The 18,000-nt window shown below is 72.9% G+C and carries 22 protein-coding genes; 13 read left to right on the plus strand and 9 right to left on the minus strand.

Features of this window, described 5'->3' with window-relative positions:
* Positions 1 to 63: 63 nt before the first annotated feature.
* Positions 64 to 1,455, minus strand: a complete 1,392-nt coding sequence (locus tag ACN27B_RS25090; RefSeq protein WP_422741701.1) for an MFS transporter — start codon at positions 1,453 to 1,455, stop codon at positions 64 to 66.
* Positions 1,456 to 1,472: 17 nt separating this feature from the next.
* Positions 1,473 to 2,240, minus strand: a complete 768-nt coding sequence (locus ACN27B_RS25095) for a glycerophosphodiester phosphodiesterase family protein (protein ID WP_099160965.1) — start codon at positions 2,238 to 2,240, stop codon at positions 1,473 to 1,475.
* An 88-nt stretch (positions 2,241 to 2,328) separates the two neighbouring features.
* Here ACN27B_RS25095 and ACN27B_RS25100 point away from each other — a divergent pair, with 88 nt between their 5' ends.
* Together ACN27B_RS25100 and ACN27B_RS25105 are read left to right on the plus strand one after the other, a co-directional pair.
* Complete coding sequence (locus ACN27B_RS25100) at positions 2,329 to 2,775, plus strand: helix-turn-helix domain-containing protein (protein ID WP_253866443.1); 447 nt, start codon at positions 2,329 to 2,331, stop codon at positions 2,773 to 2,775.
* Complete coding sequence (locus ACN27B_RS25105; RefSeq protein WP_422741702.1) at positions 2,768 to 3,136, plus strand: DUF4180 domain-containing protein; 369 nt, start codon at positions 2,768 to 2,770, stop codon at positions 3,134 to 3,136. Before ACN27B_RS25100 ends, ACN27B_RS25105 begins: the two co-directional genes overlap by 8 nt.
* A 3-nt stretch (positions 3,137 to 3,139) precedes the next feature.
* On the opposite strand, the gene ACN27B_RS25110 is transcribed toward ACN27B_RS25105, so the two are convergent.
* Positions 3,140 to 3,982, minus strand: a complete 843-nt coding sequence (locus ACN27B_RS25110; RefSeq protein ID WP_357630141.1) for an SDR family NAD(P)-dependent oxidoreductase — start codon at positions 3,980 to 3,982, stop codon at positions 3,140 to 3,142.
* A 42-nt stretch (positions 3,983 to 4,024) separates the two neighbouring features.
* Positions 4,025 to 4,795 carry a lysophospholipid acyltransferase family protein gene (locus tag ACN27B_RS25115; RefSeq protein WP_099160962.1) on the minus strand — a complete coding sequence of 257 codons (771 nt, stop codon included), beginning with the start codon at positions 4,793 to 4,795 and terminating at the stop codon, positions 4,025 to 4,027.
* Between the two features lie 176 nt (positions 4,796 to 4,971).
* Between ACN27B_RS25115 and ACN27B_RS25120 the strand changes: the two genes are divergently transcribed.
* Together ACN27B_RS25120 and cydB are read left to right on the plus strand one after the other, a co-directional pair.
* Entirely contained in the window at positions 4,972 to 6,384 is a 1,413-nt protein-coding gene (locus ACN27B_RS25120; RefSeq protein WP_218012381.1) for a cytochrome ubiquinol oxidase subunit I, read from the plus strand.
* Between the two features lie 13 nt (positions 6,385 to 6,397).
* Positions 6,398 to 7,396, plus strand: coding sequence for a cytochrome d ubiquinol oxidase subunit II (cydB, locus tag ACN27B_RS25125; protein WP_422741703.1), 999 nt, complete (start codon positions 6,398 to 6,400; stop codon positions 7,394 to 7,396).
* Positions 7,397 to 7,472: 76 nt separating this feature from the next.
* Here cydB and ACN27B_RS25130 read toward each other — a convergent pair whose 3' ends face one another.
* Positions 7,473 to 8,162, minus strand: coding sequence for a hypothetical protein (locus tag ACN27B_RS25130; protein WP_099160959.1), 690 nt, complete (start codon positions 8,160 to 8,162; stop codon positions 7,473 to 7,475).
* Positions 8,163 to 8,227: 65 nt separating this feature from the next.
* Complete coding sequence (locus ACN27B_RS25135) at positions 8,228 to 8,692, minus strand: peroxiredoxin (protein ID WP_422741704.1); 465 nt, start codon at positions 8,690 to 8,692, stop codon at positions 8,228 to 8,230.
* 90 nt (positions 8,693 to 8,782) lie between these two features.
* Between ACN27B_RS25135 and ACN27B_RS25140 the strand changes: the two genes are divergently transcribed.
* Positions 8,783 to 9,175 (plus strand): YciI family protein, encoded by a 393-nt coding sequence (locus ACN27B_RS25140; RefSeq protein WP_422741705.1) that lies wholly within the window; start codon positions 8,783 to 8,785, stop codon positions 9,173 to 9,175.
* A gap of 4 nt (positions 9,176 to 9,179) precedes the next feature.
* A complete protein-coding gene (locus ACN27B_RS25145; protein ID WP_422741706.1) occupies positions 9,180 to 10,415 on the plus strand; it encodes an RNA polymerase sigma factor in 1,236 nt (411 codons plus the stop codon).
* A gap of 56 nt (positions 10,416 to 10,471) precedes the next feature.
* Here ACN27B_RS25145 and ACN27B_RS25150 read toward each other — a convergent pair whose 3' ends face one another.
* Positions 10,472 to 11,305, minus strand: coding sequence for a patatin-like phospholipase family protein (locus tag ACN27B_RS25150; RefSeq protein WP_422741707.1), 834 nt, complete (start codon positions 11,303 to 11,305; stop codon positions 10,472 to 10,474).
* A gap of 75 nt (positions 11,306 to 11,380) precedes the next feature.
* On the opposite strand from ACN27B_RS25150, the gene ACN27B_RS25155 reads away from it, so the two are divergent.
* On the plus strand, positions 11,381 to 12,109 hold the full coding sequence (locus ACN27B_RS25155) for an SDR family NAD(P)-dependent oxidoreductase (RefSeq protein ID WP_422741708.1): 729 nt from the start codon (positions 11,381 to 11,383) through the stop codon (positions 12,107 to 12,109).
* 42 nt (positions 12,110 to 12,151) lie between these two features.
* Here ACN27B_RS25155 and ACN27B_RS25160 read toward each other — a convergent pair whose 3' ends face one another.
* Both ACN27B_RS25160 and ACN27B_RS25165 read right to left on the minus strand, forming a co-directional pair.
* Positions 12,152 to 12,277 carry an MFS transporter small subunit gene (locus ACN27B_RS25160; RefSeq protein WP_255292581.1) on the minus strand — a complete coding sequence of 42 codons (126 nt, stop codon included), beginning with the start codon at positions 12,275 to 12,277 and terminating at the stop codon, positions 12,152 to 12,154.
* The gene (locus ACN27B_RS25165) at positions 12,274 to 13,692 is read right to left on the minus strand and encodes an OFA family MFS transporter (protein WP_099160954.1); all 1,419 of its coding nucleotides are present in this window, start codon (positions 13,690 to 13,692) and stop codon (positions 12,274 to 12,276) included. The genes ACN27B_RS25160 and ACN27B_RS25165 overlap by 4 nt, the downstream gene beginning before the upstream one ends.
* Before the next feature lie 139 nt (positions 13,693 to 13,831).
* Between ACN27B_RS25165 and pdxY the strand changes: the two genes are divergently transcribed.
* From pdxY to ACN27B_RS25195, 6 genes are all read left to right on the plus strand, one after another.
* A complete protein-coding gene (pdxY, locus tag ACN27B_RS25170; protein WP_099160953.1) occupies positions 13,832 to 14,683 on the plus strand; it encodes a pyridoxal kinase PdxY in 852 nt (283 codons plus the stop codon).
* A gap of 240 nt (positions 14,684 to 14,923) precedes the next feature.
* Positions 14,924 to 15,451 (plus strand): hypothetical protein, encoded by a 528-nt coding sequence (locus ACN27B_RS25175; RefSeq protein ID WP_099160952.1) that lies wholly within the window; start codon positions 14,924 to 14,926, stop codon positions 15,449 to 15,451.
* A gap of 109 nt (positions 15,452 to 15,560) precedes the next feature.
* Positions 15,561 to 16,595: a hypothetical protein gene (locus tag ACN27B_RS25180; RefSeq protein ID WP_422741709.1), complete on the plus strand. Its 1,035-nt coding sequence runs from the start codon at positions 15,561 to 15,563 to the stop codon at positions 16,593 to 16,595.
* A gap of 45 nt (positions 16,596 to 16,640) precedes the next feature.
* Positions 16,641 to 17,108 carry a helix-turn-helix transcriptional regulator gene (locus ACN27B_RS25185; protein ID WP_422741710.1) on the plus strand — a complete coding sequence of 156 codons (468 nt, stop codon included), beginning with the start codon at positions 16,641 to 16,643 and terminating at the stop codon, positions 17,106 to 17,108.
* Positions 17,109 to 17,113: 5 nt separating this feature from the next.
* Entirely contained in the window at positions 17,114 to 17,527 is a 414-nt protein-coding gene (locus ACN27B_RS25190) for a VOC family protein (RefSeq protein ID WP_091577623.1), read from the plus strand.
* Positions 17,528 to 17,535: 8 nt separating this feature from the next.
* The gene (locus tag ACN27B_RS25195; RefSeq protein WP_422741711.1) at positions 17,536 to 17,985 is read left to right on the plus strand and encodes a pyridoxamine 5'-phosphate oxidase family protein; all 450 of its coding nucleotides are present in this window, start codon (positions 17,536 to 17,538) and stop codon (positions 17,983 to 17,985) included.
* Positions 17,986 to 18,000: the final 15 nt, after the last annotated feature.

An 18,000-nucleotide genomic window follows, 5' to 3' on the forward strand; every position in this document is an offset into this window, starting at 1 on the left:
GGGCAGCCTAGCCGATCGACGCCGCTGCATCGGTCGGCGATGATCCACCGATCGGCGTCCGGGTCAGAGGACCCGGGGCGGGGTGTTGCCGGCCGCGATGATGGCCCGGCGCATCGGCACGGCGGCCAGCAGCGCGAACCCGACCACGAAGAAGATCAGCAGCGACACCAGGCCGACCCGGTACGACGAGGTCAGCTGGAAGACCAGGCCGAAGGCGAGCGGGCCGAGCCAGCTGGTGCCCTTGTCGCTGATCTCGTAGAAGCCGTAGTACTCGCCCTCCTTGCCGGCGGGGATGAGCTGGCTGAACAGCGAACGGCTCAACGCCTGGCTGCCGCCGAGGACCAGGCCGATGCAGCCGCCGAGGATCATGAACGGCACGGGCGCCTCGGCGGGCAGCCGGAACGCCGCGATGATCACGCCGGTCCAGAGCACCAGCGACAGCAGCACGGTCTTCCACGCGCCGATGCGCCGGGCGAGGGCGCCCAGGGCGAGCGCGCCGCCGAAGGCGAGGAACTGCACCAGCAGGATGGTCACGATCAGGGTGCTCTGCTCCAGCCGGAGTTCCTCGGTGCCGTACTGGCTGGCCAGCGTGATGACGGTCTGGATGCCGTCGTTGAACACCAGGAACGCGAGCAGGAAGAACAGCGTCAGCGGGTACGCCTTGATCTCCCGCAGGGTGCGGCCGAGCTGCCGGAACCCGTCGGTGAGCACGTTGGCGCCGCCGTGCAGCGCGGCGGCGGTGGGGTGCTCGCGCAGCCAGCGCAGCGGCAGCAGCGTGAACGCCGCCCACCACACGCCGGCCGAGACGATCGACCAGCGGGCCAGGTCGAGGGTGCGCTGCGCGTTGCCCTCCTCGCTGAGCATGGTGACCGCGACCAGGTTGAGCGCGAGCAGCAGCCCACCGCCGAGGTAGCCGATGGCCCAGCCGCGGCTGGAGATGCCGTCGCGGTCGTCCGGGCCGCCGAGCTGCGGCAGGAACGAGTTGTAGACGACCACGGCGGCGCCGAAGGAGATGTTCGCGATCAGGAACAGCGCGCCGCCGAGCAGGTACCGCTCGCCGGTGACGAGCGCGAAGGCGATGGTCGCGCCGGCGCCGGTGAACGCGGCGGCGGCGAGCAGCCGCTTCTTGTGCACGGAGCGGTCGGCGATCGCGCCGATCACGGGCAGCACGAACACGGTGAGGAAGACCGACAGCGAGATCAGGTACGGGTAGTAGGAGCCGGCGGCGACCCGGATGCCGAGCGGGTGCACCACCCCGTCGCAGCTGTCCGCGCCCAGCTCGCAGCCGGCGGCCAGCTCGGTGACCGTGGTCAGGAACGGCCCGAGGAAGACCGTGATGACGGTGGTCTGGAACGCGGAGTTCGCCCAGTCGTAGAAGTACCAGCCGGTGCGCTCGCGGCGGGTGCTGCCCGGGCGCGCGGGCTCGGCGACGGCGGGGGTGACCGTATCGGCCATCGGGTGGTCCTCGGGGCTCAGGCGGCCCAGTGGCCGCGGCTGCGGTAGACGTCGCGGAGCACGCCGACGTGATCGGTCATGATGCCATCCACACCAAGATCAAGTAAGTGGTGCATCTGGGCGGGTTCATCGATCGTCCAGACGTGCACCTGCAGCCCGATCCGGTGGCAGTAGGCCAGCAGACGGCGGTCGACCACGGGGATCCCACCGTAGGAGACCGGGACCTGGGCGGCGACCACGGACGGGGGCAGGCGCATCGGCCGCCCGTGCAACGAGGCCATCCGCAGCCGGGCCACGCCGCGCATGCCGAGGCTGCTGGCGACCTTCGGCCCGGCCAGGGCCCGCAGCCGGGTCAGCCGGGCGTCGCTGAACGAGGCCAGCAGCACCCGGTCGGCGGCGCCGGCGCGGGTGACCGCCTCGACGGTCGGCTCGACGCCGCCGTCGGCCTTGACGTCGACGTTGAACCGCACCTGCGGCCAGGCGCCGAGGACGTCGTCGAGGCGGGGGACCAGGGCGGCGCCGCCGACGCGTACCGAGGCGAGGTCGGCCCAGCGCAGGTCGGCGATGCGCCCCGCCTCGCCGGTGACCCGCCGCAGCGTGGGGTCGTGGAAGACCACCGGCACGCCGTCGGCGGTGGCGTGCACGTCGGTCTCCACGTACCGGTAGCCCAGGGCGACGGCGCGGGCGAACGCGGCGGCGGTGTTCTCGTCGCCGTCGGCCGCGCCGCCACGGTGGGCGAAGGCCAGCGGCGCGGGCGCGTCGAGGTAGCCGTGACGGGGCTGCACGCGGGCAGTATGCCGGGCCCAGGTGGCAGCACAGTGACCGGGCGATGAAATTACTTATCGTTCCCTCAGGCCGCTAGCATAGGGTGCGATGGGTAACGACATGTACTCGGTGGAGCAGGTAGCGGAGCTGCTCGGGCTGCACGTACGCACGGTGCGCGGCTACATCCGGGCCGGGCGGCTGCGGGCGGTGCGCATCGGCAAGCAGTACCGGATCGCCCGCGCCGACCTGGACGCGCTGACCGGCCGCCCGGCGTCGCCGGCGCCGGCGGCGGAGGTGTCGAGCATCGTGCAGCTCGACGGCGTCGACCGGGCCGCCGCCGACCGACTCGCCACGCTGGTGCTCGCCGGCGTGAACACCCACCACGACCCGGACCGCCCGCTGCGCGTGCAGACGGTCCACGACGAGGAGCGCCACCGCATGAAGATCGTGATCCTGGGCGACGTGGCCGCCACCGCCGACCTGCTGCGGCTGGTCGACGCGGTGCTGGGCGGCGACAACGGCCTGCTCGCCGGCGAGGGGGCCGACCGTGGCTGACGAGTTGCGTGACCTCGGCGGCGCGACCGTGCTGGTCGCCGACCCGGACGGCCGGCCGATCGCCACCGAGCGCGACGCGCTGGACCTGATCGGCGCGGCGTTCCTCGGCGCCACGGTGGTGGCGGTGCCCGCGGCCCGGTTCGATCCGAGCTTCTTCGCGCTGGGCACCCGGTTCGCCGGCGAGATCATGCAGAAGTTCGTCAACTACCGGCTGCGCCTGGTGGTGGTCGGGGACATCTCGGCCCACCTGGCGCGAAGCGGCGCGCTGCGCGCGCTGGTGGCCGAGTCCAACCGGCACGACCAGGTGTGGTTCCTGCCCGACCTGGACGCGCTCGACGAGCGGCTGCGCGCCGCCGGCTGACCGCTACCGCAGCCAGCCGGCGGTCAGCGCGGTCACCCCGAGACCGTCGGTGTCGGCCAGTTTGACCGCGACGAACTGCCGGGCGGCGGCCGAGGTCTGCACCCGGGGCGCGGGCTCCGGGTCGGTCAGCGTCGCCACCACCGCCGCGGCGGCCTCGGCCGGCGACTGCGCGGCCGCGAACGCGGCGGCGCTGCGATCGAGGTACGCCCGCAGGGCCGGCCCGTACGGTCCGGCGTCGGTCACCGCCGCGTCCCGGTCGATCCCGACGTTGGCGACGAACTCGCTGGCCACCGCGCCCGGCTCGACCACGCTGACGCTCACCCCGACGGTGGCCGCCACCGGCGTGAGGGATTCCATGAACCCCTCGACGGCGAACTTGGCCGCGCAGTACGCCTCGTTGAACGGTTGGCCGACCACGCCGCCGACGCTGGTGACGGTGATCAGCCGCCCGCGCGCGGCGCGCAGGTGCGGCAGCGCGGCGCGGGTGACGTGCAGGACGCCGAAGAAGTTGACCTCGAACACCGCCCGCACGTCGTCGACGGTCTCCTGTTCCAGGGTGCCGACGTGTCCGGCGCCGGCGTTGTTGACCACCGCGTCGAGCCGGCCGTGGCGGGCCACCACGTCGGCGACGCAGGCGGCGACCGAGGCCTGGTCGACCACGTCGAGCCGGCGTACCTCCAGCAGGTCGCCGACCCCGGCGGCGTCGGCGGCGGCGCGCAGCCGACCGGCGCGGTCGGGGTCGCGCAGGGTGGCCACGGTGCGCCAGCCGGCGCGGGCGGCGCCCACGGCGGTCTCCAGGCCGATGCCGGTGGACGTACCGGTGATCAGCACGACGGGTGCGCTCACGCCTGCCACGGTCTCACCTCGCCGGGGCGCCGGGGGTGGGTTTCAGCCGGTCCGGGGGCGGCGGTGCGCGCGGCTGGGGTCCACCGGGCGGCCCGGGTCGACGTGTCGCGGCCGGTCGGGTTCCTGCGGACGCAGCGCGACCAGGTCCTCGGTGATCGCGTCGATGATCCGGTCGGTGGCGCGGCGGGCCGCGCCGGGCGTGGCGGGGTGCAGGTCGCGCAGCGTCACCGGCGCGCCGAAGTGCACCCGGATCACGGGCCGCCGGGCCACCGCCCGGGCCAGGCCGCGCAGCATCCCCTTCGGCGCCCGGTAGGGCAGCACCTCGTGCGAGCCCCACTGGGCGACCGGGACGACGGCGGCGCCGCTGGCGAACGCGAGCCGCGCCGCGCCGGTCTTGCCCCGCTCGGGCCACATGCCGGGGTCGAGGCCGATGCGTCCCTCCGGGTAGACCAGCACCACGGAGCCGCCGGCCACCGCGTGGGCGGCGACCTCCAGCGACCGGTGCACCGCGGCGGTGCCCCGGTCGACGCGGATGTGCCCGGCGCGGCGCATCAGCGACCCGATCAGCGGGGCCCGGAACAGCCCGGCGGTGGCCATGATCCGGGGGGCGACCCGCCGGACCCGGCACGCGGCGGCGAGGACCACCGGGTCGAACGGACTGATGTGGTTGGCCGCCAGGATCAGCGGCCCGTGCCGCAGCGTCTCCGGCACGTCGCCGGTGACCTCCAGCCGGCCGACCAGCCCGACGGCGGCGCGGGCGAGCGTCTGCGCGCCGCGCCACAGCAGCGGCGCGCGCCAGGGGGTGCTGTTCATCAGTGCTGGATGGTCGCACGTGCGGGGGTGACCGTGCGCCCCGGCACGGGCCACCCGGCCGAGGTGATCAGGGTCATTGGTCCCGGGACCGTTCGGGCCGTGCGGCCCTGCCGCTTTCTCTACGACGCCGAGTAGTATTTACTACGTCTCGTAGTATGCACAGCTGGGGGTTTCAGGTGGACGCGTTGGACGTCGCCCGCTGGCAGTTCGGTGTCACCACCGTCTACCACTTCTTGTTCGTGCCGCTGACCATCGGCCTGTCCGTGCTCGTCGCCGTCCTGCAGACGATGTGGCACCGCACCGGCAACGAGCGGTACCTCAAGCTCACCAAGTTCTACGGCAAGCTGTTCCTGATCAACTTCGCCATGGGCGTGGTCACCGGCATCGTGCAGGAGTTCCAGTTCGGCATGAACTGGAGCGACTACTCCCGCTTCGTCGGCGACATCTTCGGCGCGCCCCTGGCCATCGAGGCCCTGGTGGCGTTCTTCCTGGAGTCGACCTTCATCGGCCTGTGGATCTTCGGCTGGGACCGGCTGCCCAAGCGGCTGCACCTCGCCGCGATCTGGGCCGCCGCGATCGGCACCAACCTGTCGGCGTACTTCATCCTCGCCGCGAACTCGTTCATGCAGAACCCGGTCGGCTTCCGGATCAACCCCGACAGCGGCCGGGCCGAGCTGACCGACTTCGTCGCCGTGCTCACCAACAAGGTCGCCCTGGTCACCTTCCCGCACACCCTCGCCGGGTCGTTCCTGGTCGCCGGGTCCCTCGTGGTCACCGTCGGGCTGTGGCACGTGATGCGTAACCGGGGCAGCGCCGACACCGGCGCCTACCGCTTCGCCACGAAGTTCGGCTCCTGGGTGGTCCTGGTCTCCTCCGCGCTGGTGGTCCTCACCGGCGACATCCAGGGCAAGATCATGACCGAGGTGCAGCCGATGAAGATGGCCGCCGCCGAGGGCCTCTACACCACCGAGAGCCCCGCCTCGTTCTCCGTGCTCACCGTCGGCAGCCTCGACGGCAGCCGCGAGGTGTTCGCTCTCAAGATCCCCTACCTGCTGTCGTTCCTCGGCACCGGCGACCCCCACGGCACCGTGCAGGGCATCAACGACCTGCAGGCCCAGTACGCCAGCCAGTACGGCCCCGGCAACTACGCCCCGATCATCCCGGTCACCTACTGGAGCTTCCGCTTCATGATCGGCTTCGGGCTGGCCGCCGCCGCGATCGCGCTGCTGGTGCTCTGGAGCCAGCGCAAGGGCCGCACCCCCACCAGCCGCTGGCTGCTGCGCGCCGGCCTGGTCATGCCGGTGCTGCCGCTGCTGGCCAACTCCTTCGGCTGGATCTTCACCGAGATGGGCCGCCAGCCGTGGATCGTCTTCGGCGAGATGCTCACCCGCGACGGCGTGTCCCGCAGCGTCTCCCTGACCGAGGTCCTCACCTCCTTCACCGCCTTCACCCTCATCTACGCCACCCTCGCGGTGATCGAGTTCAAGCTGCTGGTCCGCTACGCCCGCGCCGGCGTACCGGACCTCACCCCGGAACCCACCGACGACGACACCGACGACGCCGAGCGCCCGCTCGCGTTCGCCTACTGACCCGGAGCCCACAGTGGAACTGACGACCGTCTGGTTTCTCCTCGTGGCCGTGCTCTTCACCGGCTACTTCATCCTCGAAGGCTTCGACTTCGGCGTCGGGATGCTGCTGCCCGTGCTCGGCCGCGACGACCGGCAACGCCGCGTCCTGATCAACACCATCGGCCCGGTGTGGGACGGCAACGAGGTGTGGCTGATCACCGCCGGCGGCGCCATGTTCGCCGCGTTCCCCGAGTGGTACGCCACCCTCTTCTCCGGCTTCTACCTGCCGCTGCTGCTCATCCTGCTGGCCCTGATCGCCCGCGGCGTGGCGTTCGAGTACCGGCACAAGCGGCCCGAGGCGTCCTGGAAGCGCCGCTGGGACCAGGCCATCTTCTGGGGCTCGGCCGTGCCGGCCGTGCTGTGGGGGGTGGCGTTCGCCAACATCTTCCGCGGCGTGCCGCTGGACGCCGACCACGAGTACGTCGGCGGCCTGCTCGACCTGCTGCACCCGTACGCGCTGCTCGGCGGCCTGACCACGCTGGGGCTGTTCCTCACCCACGGCGCGGTGTTCCTCGCGCTGAAGACCACCGGCGACATCCGCCAGCGCGCCGGCGCCCTCGCGGTCAAGCTCGGCGTCGGCACCGCCGTGGCCGCCGTGGCGTTCCTGAGCTGGTCGCTGACCATCCGCTCCAGCGCCGCCGCCGTCGTGCTCGCCGCCGGCGCCGCCCTCGCGCTGCTCGGCGGCCTGGCCGCCGCCCGGGTACGCCGGGAGGGCTGGGCGTTCACCGGCACCGCCGTGGCCATCGCCCTGGCCGTGGCGACGCTGTTCGCCGCGCTGTTTCCCAACGTGCTGCCCTCCACCCTCGACGCGGCCGGCACGCTCACCGCCAGCAACGCCGCGTCCACCCCGTACACCCTGAAGATCATGACCTGGGTGGCGGTGGTGTTCACGCCGATCGTCCTGGCCTACCAGGGTTGGACGTACTGGGTGTTCCGCCGCCGGATCGGGGTACAGAACATTCCGCAACACTGATGGACCTGCGGGCGCAGGGGTGACGCGGGGCCGGTGCGAGGGGGTCGCACCGGCCCCGCGGGGCGTCCGGACCCGCTCAGCGGGCCTCGCGCAGCTCCGCCAGCCGCGCCTCGATCTCGGCCAGCTCGGCACGCAGCTTCTCCGCCTGCTGCTCCGCCTCGGCCCGCTCCGCGGCCAGGATCTGCTCCACCGCCTCCTGCACCCCCGGCACGTCGACCAGCGCCACCATCCGCAGCGCCTCGGCCGGCTTCACCACGTACGGCCGGGCCAGCGCCTTCGCGCCCTGCTGCGCGGCGACCGTCCACTCACCCTCGGCGTAGGCAAGCGTCACCGTCAGCCCCGGCGGAGTCTTCGGTTTCGCGGCCTTCACCGCCCGCTTCGCCGGCTTCGGCTCCGCTGTCGGCTGCTCCGCCTTCGGCTCCTCCCGCCGAGGCGCCGGAACCCGCGGGGTGTCCAGCACGAACTCCGGCTCCGGCGGGGCGGCCGGCGCCTGCTCCGGTTCCGGCTTCGCCTCGGCCGCCGGACGCCGCCCGGCGCCCTTGGGGGCGATCGCCACGTCGGCGGGGGAGAAGGGCAGCTCGTCGCGGCCGAACCGCACCACCACGAACTCCTCCGACTCCGCCGGGTCGGTCAGAGCCACCACCTGCCCGAGCTGCCCGGCCATCTGCCCGGCCGCCTCGGTGAACACCACCCGGGGCTTGCGGCCCGCCGCAAGGGCCTCCCGGATTCCCTGAACCTCGTCAGTGGACAAACCCTGACCCGCCATCACGCCCTCTTCCGTACACCTGTTTGACGCAGCCTTGATACCAGCCGGCTGCGACACCGCGATGATCAGCCCCCAAGGGCCCGCAGCGCCGCGTCGGCGTGCTCGTTCATGCTCAGCTCGCTGTGCACCACGGCCAGCACCCGCCGGTCGGCGCCGATGACGAACGTCATCCGCCGGGTGCTCAGCGCGCCCAGCGGCAACCGCCGCCGCACCCCGAACGCCCGCGCCACCTCGCCGTCGACGTCCGACAGCAGCGGAAAGTCGAACCCGTGCCGGCGGGAGAACTCCGCCTGCCGCGGCACCGGATCCCTGCTGACCCCCACCCGCTGCGCGCCCACCGCCGCGAACTCCGCCGCCAGGTCCCGGAAGTGGCAGCTCTCCGCCGTGCAGCCCCGCGTCAGCGCCGCCGGGTAGAAGAACAGCACCACCGGACCGGCCGCCAGGAACTCCGACAGGCGCCGTGGCGTGCCCGTCTCGTCCGGCAGCGTGAAATCCTCGACCAGGTCACCGACACCCACCGCGTCACTCATGACGCGAGGATATGTAGACATCGGCGATCCCGCTCCGTCGTACCGGGCGAGCGGCGGGGAGACACCGCCGCACGACGCGGAGGACAAACAGTGAAGTACGTGATCATGATCCATTCCAACCCGGAGCCGTGGGGCCACCCCACCTCCGACTACCTCGCCGCCCACCAGGAGCTGCCCGCCGAGGTACGCGACCGGCTCAACGCCGACTTCGAGCAGGTGATGACCGAGCTGCACGCCAACGGTGAGCTGGTCGTCGGTGAGGCGCTCGCCGACCCCCGCACCGCCCGGCTCTACCGGTGGCGCGACGGCGCACCCCTGGCGACCGACGGCCCGTACTCCGAGGCCAAGGAACACCTCGCCGGTTTCTTCCTCATCGACGTCGAGGACCAGGCCCGCGCCGAGGCCGTCGCCGCGACGTTCGCCGGCCCCGGGGAAACCGTCGAGCTGCGGCCCTCGATGTGGCCGGGCGGCTCCGATCAGTGACGTCGTGGCGCTCGCGGACGTGTGGCGCCGGGAGGCGCCGCACGTCCGCGCCGCGCTGCTGCGCCACCACGGGCACCCCGACGCCTGCGAGGACGCCCTGCAGGACGCGGCGGAGGCAGCAGCCGCCCGGTGGCCGCTCACCGGTGTCCCCGACGAACCCCGCGCCTGGCTCATCCGGGTCGCCTCGCGACGGCTGATCGACCGGGTGCGCGCCGAGACGGCCCGCACCCGCCGCGAACGGCTCGACGCGGCCCGGCAGCCCGACGCCGGTGTCGTGCCGGCGGTCGACGACACACCCGTCACCGACACGGACGACACGCTGTGGCTGCTGTTCCTCTGCTGCCACCCGGCGCTGAGCCGCCCTTCCCAGGTCGCGCTGACCCTGCGCGCGGTGGCGGGGCTGCGCGTGGAGCAGATCGCCGCCGCCTACCTGGTGCCGGCCCGGACCATGACCCAGCGGCTGAGCCGGGCCCGCGCGACGCTGCGCGATGCGGGCGCCCGGTTCACCATGCCGCCGCCGCACGCGCTGCCCGACCGGGTGGCCGCCGTGCTGGACGTGTGCCACCTGGTGTTCAGCGAGGGCTACACCCGCACCTCCGGCGACCAACTCGTCGACGTGGAACTCGCCGAGGAGGCGATCCGGCTCACCCGGCAGGTCCACGCCGCGCTGCCCGACCACCACGAGGTCACCGGCGCGCTGGCGCTGATGCTGCTCACCCACGCCCGGTCGCCCGCCCGCACCGACGCCGCCGGGGACCTCGTGCCGCTGGCCGACCAGGACCGCTCCCGCTGGCGCCACGACCTCATCGACGAGGGCGTCACGCTGCTCGGTCGGGCCCTGCCCCACGGCCCGGTGGGCCGCTTCCAACTCCAGGCGGCCATCGCGGCCGTCCACGCCGAGGCGCCGGCCTTCCCGGACACCGACTGGCGGCAGATCAGCGTCCTCTACGACATGCTGAGCCGGGTCGCTCCCAGCCCGTTCGTCATGCTCAACCAGGCCGTCGCCGTGGCCATGGCGCACGGCCCCGGCCTCGGGCTGGCGCTGCTCGAACCGCTGCTGGCCGACCCGGTGATGCGCGGCCACCACCGGCTGCACGCCGTCCGCGCCCACCTGCTGGAACTCGACGGCGATCCGCGGGCCGCAGCCGACCACTACCGGTTGGCGGCGCGGCTGTCCGGAAGCCTGCCCGAACAGCGCTACCTCAACCGACGCCTGGCCCGCCTGACCGGTGCCTCCTGACACCGCCGGTGGCAGCGGCGCGGCCGGTCAGGCCGCGTCGTGCTCGGCGCCCCCGGTCAGCGCCACACCGCGCCCACCTCGTGCGCCACCGCCTCGGCCTGCGCGAACCCGGCCCGCGCCGACGCCGCCCGCCGCGCCGGGTCCAGCACGTTACGACCGATCGCCGTGCGCGCCGCCCGGTCCGGCGACACCACCGCCACCCGCGCCCCCGCCTTGCGCAACGCCACCACCTGCGCCGCCAACCGCGGCATCGGCCCCACCGCGGCAGTCGTCGGCGCCAGCACCACCACCTGCCCGCACCCGGCCGCCAGATCCGCGTTCACCGGCGAACGGACACCGCCGTCGACGTAACGCCGGCCACCGACGGTCACCGGCGGCCACACCCCCGGCACCGCGCAACTCGCGCCGACCGCGTCCACCAGCGGCACCCCGCTGTCCGCGTCGAACACCACGAACTCACCCGACGCCGCCTCCACCGCGGTGACCAGCAGCCGCGCCGCCGGCCACTCCGACGACGGCAACCGCGCCGCGATCACCGCCCGCCGTGACTCCTCCGACGGGGTACGCGCCGCCAACGCCAACGCACCCACCCGCGCCCGGGCCCGCGCCGCGTCCCGACCCCGCGCGCCGGCCCACGCCCACCGCGCCAGCACGCCCAGCCCGAGCCGCGCCGGCACCTCGTCGCGCGGCGGCCGCAGCTGCGCCTCGTACAGCTCTGCCAGGGGCGTACCCGAACGCACCTGCGCCCCGACCACCGACCCGGCCGACGTGCCCACCACCAGGTCCGCCTCGTCCAGCCGCAACCCGTGCCCGGCAAACCCGGCCAGCAGACCCAGTTCCCAGGCCACCCCGGTCACCCCGCCGCCACCCAACACCAACGCGCGCCCCATGTGACAGTCCTCTCCACCCCGGGTGGTCCCGCTCACGGTAACGTCGCCCCCACCACCAGGCAGGGGAGAAGGGCATTGACCTCCGTCACCATCGTTACCGGGGGAGGGCGCGGCATCGGCGCGGCCACCGCCCGACGACTCGCCGCCGACGGCCACGACCTGGTGATCGGCTACCGCACCGACCACGCCGCCGCCGAATCCGTGGCCGCCGACGTGCGCGCCGCCGGCCGCCGCGCGGTCACCGTCGCCGCCGACACCTGCGACCCCGAGCAGGTACGCCGCATCTTCGACGCCGCCGACCGGCTCGGCCTGCTCACCGGCCTGGTCAACAACGCCGGCGTCACCAGCCCGATCGGCCCGTTCACCGACCTGCGCGCCGAGGACCTGCGCGAGGTCGTCGACGTCAACCTCATCGGGTACGTCCTGTGCGCCCAGCAGGCGGCCCGCCGGATGAGCGCCGGCGGCGCGATCGTCAACGTCTCCTCCGCCGCCGCCACCCTCGGCAGCCCCGGCGAGTACATCCACTACGCCGCCGTGAAGGCCGCCACCGACACCCTCACCGTCGGGCTGGCCAAGGAACTCGCCCCGCGGGGCATCCGGGTCAACGCGGTCGCGCCCGGCATCATCCGCACCGACATCCACGCCCGCTCCGGCGTGCCGGACCGACCCGACACCGCCGCCGGCCGGATCCCGCTGGGCCGCGCCGGGGAACCCGACGAGGTCGCCGGCGCCATCGCCCACCTGCTCGGCCCCGACGCCTCGTACACCACCGGGGCCGTCCTGCGCGTGGCCGGCGGCCTCTGAGCGGCGCGGCGGCCCGGGGGAGACCCGGGCCGCCGCCGACCCTCACTGCGTGAACAGCTTCGCCGCCGTGATCAGCGTCTGCACCACGCCGTAACCCAACAGCACCGACACCACCAGCCACGACACCACCAGGCGGACCCGCTGCCCGCCACCGACCCGCTCGTTCACGACCCGCTCCTCTCCGCCGCCACCGGCCGCTCGTCCGCCCTCTCCTCCCGGCCCGACGCCGGCTCGTGGAACCGCTGCGGCACCGGCCGGATCAGCAGGTTCGCCACCAACCCCACCGCCAGCACCCCGACCATCGTGAACAGCGCCGGCCGGTACGCCGCCGCGGTCAACGTGCCCGGCTCGCCCTGCGCGTCGAGGAACGCGTTGACGATCAGCGGACCCGCCACCCCCGCCGCCGACCACGCGGTCAGCAGCCGACCGTGGATCGCGCCCACCTCGAACGTGCCGAACAGGTCCCGCAGGTACGCCGGCACGGTGGCGAACCCACCGCCGTAGAACGACAGGATCACGCACGCCAGCAGCACGAACAACGCCGTCGCGCTCTGCCCCACCAGCGCCAGCAGCAGGTACAGCACCATGCCCACACCCAGGTACACCATGTAGATCGGCTTCCGGCCGATCACGTCCGAGGTCGAGGACCAGACGAACCGGCCGGCCATGTTGAACAACGACAGCAGCCCCACGAACCCGCCGGCCGCCGCCACCGACACCGCCGACGTGCCACCCTCGCGGAAGAAGTCCTGGATCATCGGGCTGGCCTGCTCCAGGATGCCGATCCCGGCGGTCACGTTGCAGAACAGCACCACCCACAGCAGCCAGAACGAACGGGTCTTCACCGCGTTCGCCGCCGACACGTTCGCGGTGGTCACCAGCGGCTTCGCCGCCACCCTGGCCGGGTCGAAGCCGGCCGGACGCCAGTCCGGCGCCGGTACCCGCACGTTGAACACCCCGAACATCATGATCACGAAGTAGCCGACGCCGAGGGTGACGAACAACCACACCAACGCCGACCCCGACGCCGTCGAACCGCTGTTCGACGGGTCGTACCCGGAGTCGAAGAACGACAGCAGCTGCCGGGACAGGGGAGAGGCCACCATCGCCCCACCACCGAACCCCATGATCGCCAGACCGGTCGCCAGACCCGGCCGGTCCGGGAACCACTTGATCAACGTGGAGACGGGGGAGATGTAGCCGATCCCCAGACCGATCCCGCCCAGCACCCCGTACCCCAGGTACAGCAGCCACAGCTGCGACGTCGCGATCCCCAACGCGCCCACCAGGAACCCGGCCGCCCAGAAACACGCCGAGACGAACATCGCCTTACGCGGCCCGTTCGCCTCCACCCACGTACCGGCCACCGCGGCCGACAACCCCAACATCACGATCGCGATGCTGAAGATCACCCCGATCGCCGTCTGCCCGGTGTCGAAGTGCGCGATCAGAGAGTTCTTGTACACGCTGGTCGCGTAGACCTGCCCGATGCAGAGATGGATCGCCAACGCCGCCGGGGGGATCAGCCAACGGCTGTAACCCGGTGGCGCGACGGTGTGCCGACGATCGAGTGCGGAAAGCATCAGTGCTTCCTCCGTCCGGATGACGAGAACACCTCGCTTCATGCCCCCGCCGCACGCTGCGCCCAAACCCGCCCCGCGCCCGACGGTCGAAACCCTGAGCCGAACGGTCACCACCGGCGCCGGATGCGACGATGAGCGGGTGAAGATCCTGTCCATCCAGTCGTCGGTCGCCTACGGCCACGTCGGCAACTCCGCCGCCGTGTTCCCACTGCAACGCCTCCGCCACGAGGTCTGGCCGGTACTGACCGTGCACTTCTCCAACCACACCGGCTACGGCGCCTGGCGCGGCCCCCTGCTCGCCCCCACCGACGTCGCCGACGTCATCGCCGGCATCGCCGACCGCGGCGTCCTCGGCACCGCCGACGCCGTGCTCTCCGGCTACCAGGGCGACCCGGCCGTCGGCGCGGTCATCCTCGACGCGGTCGCCCAGGTCAAGGCCGCCAACCCCGACGCCCTCTACTGCTGCGACCCGGTCATGGGCGACGTGGGCCGCGGCATGTTCGTCCGCCCCGGCATCCCCGAATACCTCCGCGACACCGTCGTCCCCCGCGCCGACATCGTCACCCCCAACCAGTTCGAGCTGGAGTTCCTCGCCGGCCGCGCCACCGACACCCTCGACGACCTGCTCGCCGCCGTCGACACCGTCCGCGCCACCGGCCCCCGCCACGTCCTGGTCACCAGCGTCCTGCACGGCGACCTGCCCGCCGACCACCTCGACGTCGTCGCCGTCTCCGACACCGGCGCGTGGGCGGTCACCACCCCGCTGCTGCCGATCAGCCCCAACGGCGGCGGCGACGTCACCGCGGCCCTCTACCTGGCCCACCTCGCCACCACCGGCTCACCCCAGACCGCGCTCGAACGCACCACCAACTCGATCTTCGCGATACTCGAGGCCACCCTCGCCGCCGGCACCCGCGAACTGCAACTCGTCGCCGCCCAGGACGCCATCGCCGACCCACCCACCCGCTTCACCGCCCGCCGACTGCGCTGACCAGCTATCTCGAAACAGACCCATCCTTCTCTATAAATATTGACGCCTCTCGAATAGGCTCGGGGGACGTCACTCACACGGGGAGAAGGAATGACCACCAGGAACAGACGACGCACCCGACTGTCCGCATCAGCGCTGCTCGCTCTCGCACTCGCCACGGCAGGTGTCCCGGCCCTCACGACCCCGGCTGCCGCGGCAGCCGCACCACCCGGCGCCGTCGCCAAGACCGACCGTCTCGGCATGGGCCTGGTGGGCTTCGACGCGAAGGTCGCCGAGGCGCACGGCTACCGGGTCGTGACGCTGCCCGACGGCTCCCAGGCGTCGGTGCCGGCCGACAAGGCAACGGCAGCGACCGAAGGGCGCTACGTGCCCGAGCACGGTGTCCTCAAGCCGGGCAGCTCGATGTCCGCCAACAGCTACGGCGCGGCAACCGGCGAGTGCGGCAGCTCATGGGTCGGCCTCGACCCCAGAGGCGGCGGCCGGGCGACATTGACGACGGGCATGACCCTCGTCCAGGCCTCGGGCGGCCCATGGGACATCCACTGGCACGTCGACATCAGCGACAACGGCGGCCACTCCACCCAGAACTACGACGAGTACGACGGCTACTACTCCGGCCTCGGCCTGTCCTGGGCCGCCAGCGCCCGCACCCTGAACCTGACCCGCGGCTGGGCCAACGCCACCGTCACCTGGGGCAGCTTCACCATCACCGAAGCCGGCTGGCTCTGCTACTCCTACTCGCCGACCACGTCCACGACCATCACCTGACCGCGACCGACACCGCCGCCCGGCCGCGCAAACATGCCTGACGCGACCGGGCGGCGACCCGCGCGAGTACCGTCGCAGCCGGAAACCCCGCGCGGAGGAGGAGGTCGCGGTGGAACACGACCCGAGAGCCCACGTCGACGAGCGCCTCGCACGACAGACCGAGCACCTGCGCCGTGAACTGCGCGACAGCGGCCTGCCCGTCGTCGCGCTCACCGGCCCCGGCCTGCCCACCACCGCGCGGTTCGCCGGACTCGAATCCACCGACGGCACGATCACCCACGTACGGGTCGCGCACGGCGACGCGACGACCGGCCCGTGGGCGACCGTCGACACCGCGCGCCGCACCGACAACCGGGACGACCCCCTCCGCCACCGACTGGAACACGCGATGCGCATGGCCGGCGCACACCTGTCCGACGTCGAATGGACCGAGGACGACGCCACGATGCACCTCGACGGCCGACCCGTCACCGGACGCACCGTGCGAGCCGGCGACCGGTGGACGGCGACCCGCTGCGCCGACGCCCAGATCGACGCCGAGATCACGGTCGTGACCAGCGACTGGCCCGCGGCCACCATCCAGCTCCGCCTCGTCGCCGACCCGGCACCCCTGCTCGACCGCACATGGCGTCGACCCGACCCACTCCCGCAGCCACCCCCACCGCCCGTGCCGCAGGACCTCGCCCGGGAACCGCACCGGGCGCTGATCGACGCCGCCCTGACCCACCGCCGCCAAACCCTGGCCTGGATCGCCGGCGGGGGAGCACACCCCGAACTGCCGGCCCACTGGTCCGGCCTCTGGCGCGCCGCAGTGCAACGCCAGCAGGAACTGACCGACCAGAGCGAACCGGCGGCCAACCGTGCGGTGTCCGACGCGATCGCCCACCTCACCACGCTCGCCGGGCACGCCGACTGGTTCGACACCTCACCCCGGCTACGCGAACGCGCCATCACCGAAACCCTCCTGCACGTCACCGGCCTCGCCGACGACCTACCCAGCGGCCCAGCCCACCGAGCCTGGCGACACCACCAACGACTGGTGCCGGACCCCACGGCCGACTTCCACCGACGCGCCGCCGCAGACCAGGCCTGGCGCGACGCCTGGACCGCCTGGGCCACCGGGTCGACCGACACGCCGCCCTGACCGAACAGGTGGACGACCCCGCCGCCGAGCAGGGAAGATGCACAGGTGCACGCCCACCAACCGGCCACCGACGACCCCGCGTTCGCCCAACGACTACGCGACCTCACCCGGCTGCGCCGCGTCCGCGACCGCATCGACCGCGAATACGCCCACCCCCTCGACGTCGAAGCCCTCGCCCGCGGCGTGCACATGTCCGCCGGCCACCTCAGCCGCCAGTTCCGCCAGACCTACGGCGAATCCCCCTACGCCTACCTCATGACCCGCCGCATCGAACGCGCCATGGCCCTGCTACGCCGCGGCGACCTCACCGTCACCGATGTCTGCTTCGCCGTCGGCTGCCAGTCCCTCGGCACCTTCAGCACCCGCTTCACCGAACTCGTCGGCGAACCACCCAGCGCCTACCGCGCCCGCCACACACCCGGCGCCGCCGAACCACCCCCGTGCCTGACCAAACAAGCCACCCGACCGATCAGGAATCGAGAAGCCCGCACCGGCACGCCCCCACTAGCGTGACCACCATGACGATCACCATCCACTACGCCTTCCTGCCGCACACCGACGCCGACGCCGCCATCGCCTTCTACCGCGACACCCTCGGCTTCGACCTGCGCAACGACGTCGGCCAGGGCGACACCATGCGCTGGCTCACCGTCGGCCCGCCCGAACAGCCCGAGACCGGCATCGTCCTGCACCCCCCGGCCGTCGACCCCGGCATCACCGACGACGAACGCCGCACCATCCACGAACTCATCGCCAAGGGCAGCTACGGCGCCCTCACCCTCGCCACCGACGACCTCGACGGCCTGTTCGACCGCCTCCAGGCCAGCGGCGCCGACGTCGTCCAGGAACCCACCGAACAGCCCTACGGCGTCCGCGACTGCGCCTTCCGCGACCCCACCGGCAACCTCATCCGCATCAACGAGCGGCGCTGAACCACCCGATGACCGACGCCCCCCGCACCCGCGCCCGACGCCGGCAGGACACCACCCACCGGCTCGACCACGACATCGACTGCTGGGTCGCCAGCGCCGACCCCGACGGCACCCCCCACCTCGTGCCCCTGTCCTTCGACTGGGACGGCCACACCCTGCTGCTGGCCACCGCCGCGCACAGCCCCACCGGCCGCAACCTCGCCACCGGCAGCGCCCGCGTCGGCCTCGGCCACACCCGCGACGTCGTCATGATCGACGGCGACGTCGAAACCCTCGACATCCACGCCCTACCCACCGACCGCGGCGACCGCTTCGCCACCCGCACCGGCTTCGACCCCCGTACCCTGACCGAGCCCTACCACTGGTACCGCATCCGACCCCGCCGCATCCAGGCCTGGCGCGAGGTGAACGAGATGACCGACCGCACGCTCATGCGCGACGGCGCCTGGCTCGACTGACACCCCGCACGACCG

Origin of the sequence: Micromonospora sp. WMMD754, assembly GCF_049315235.1 — a bacterium.
In the GTDB taxonomy this organism is placed as follows: domain Bacteria; phylum Actinomycetota; class Actinomycetes; order Mycobacteriales; family Micromonosporaceae; genus Micromonospora; species Micromonospora sediminicola.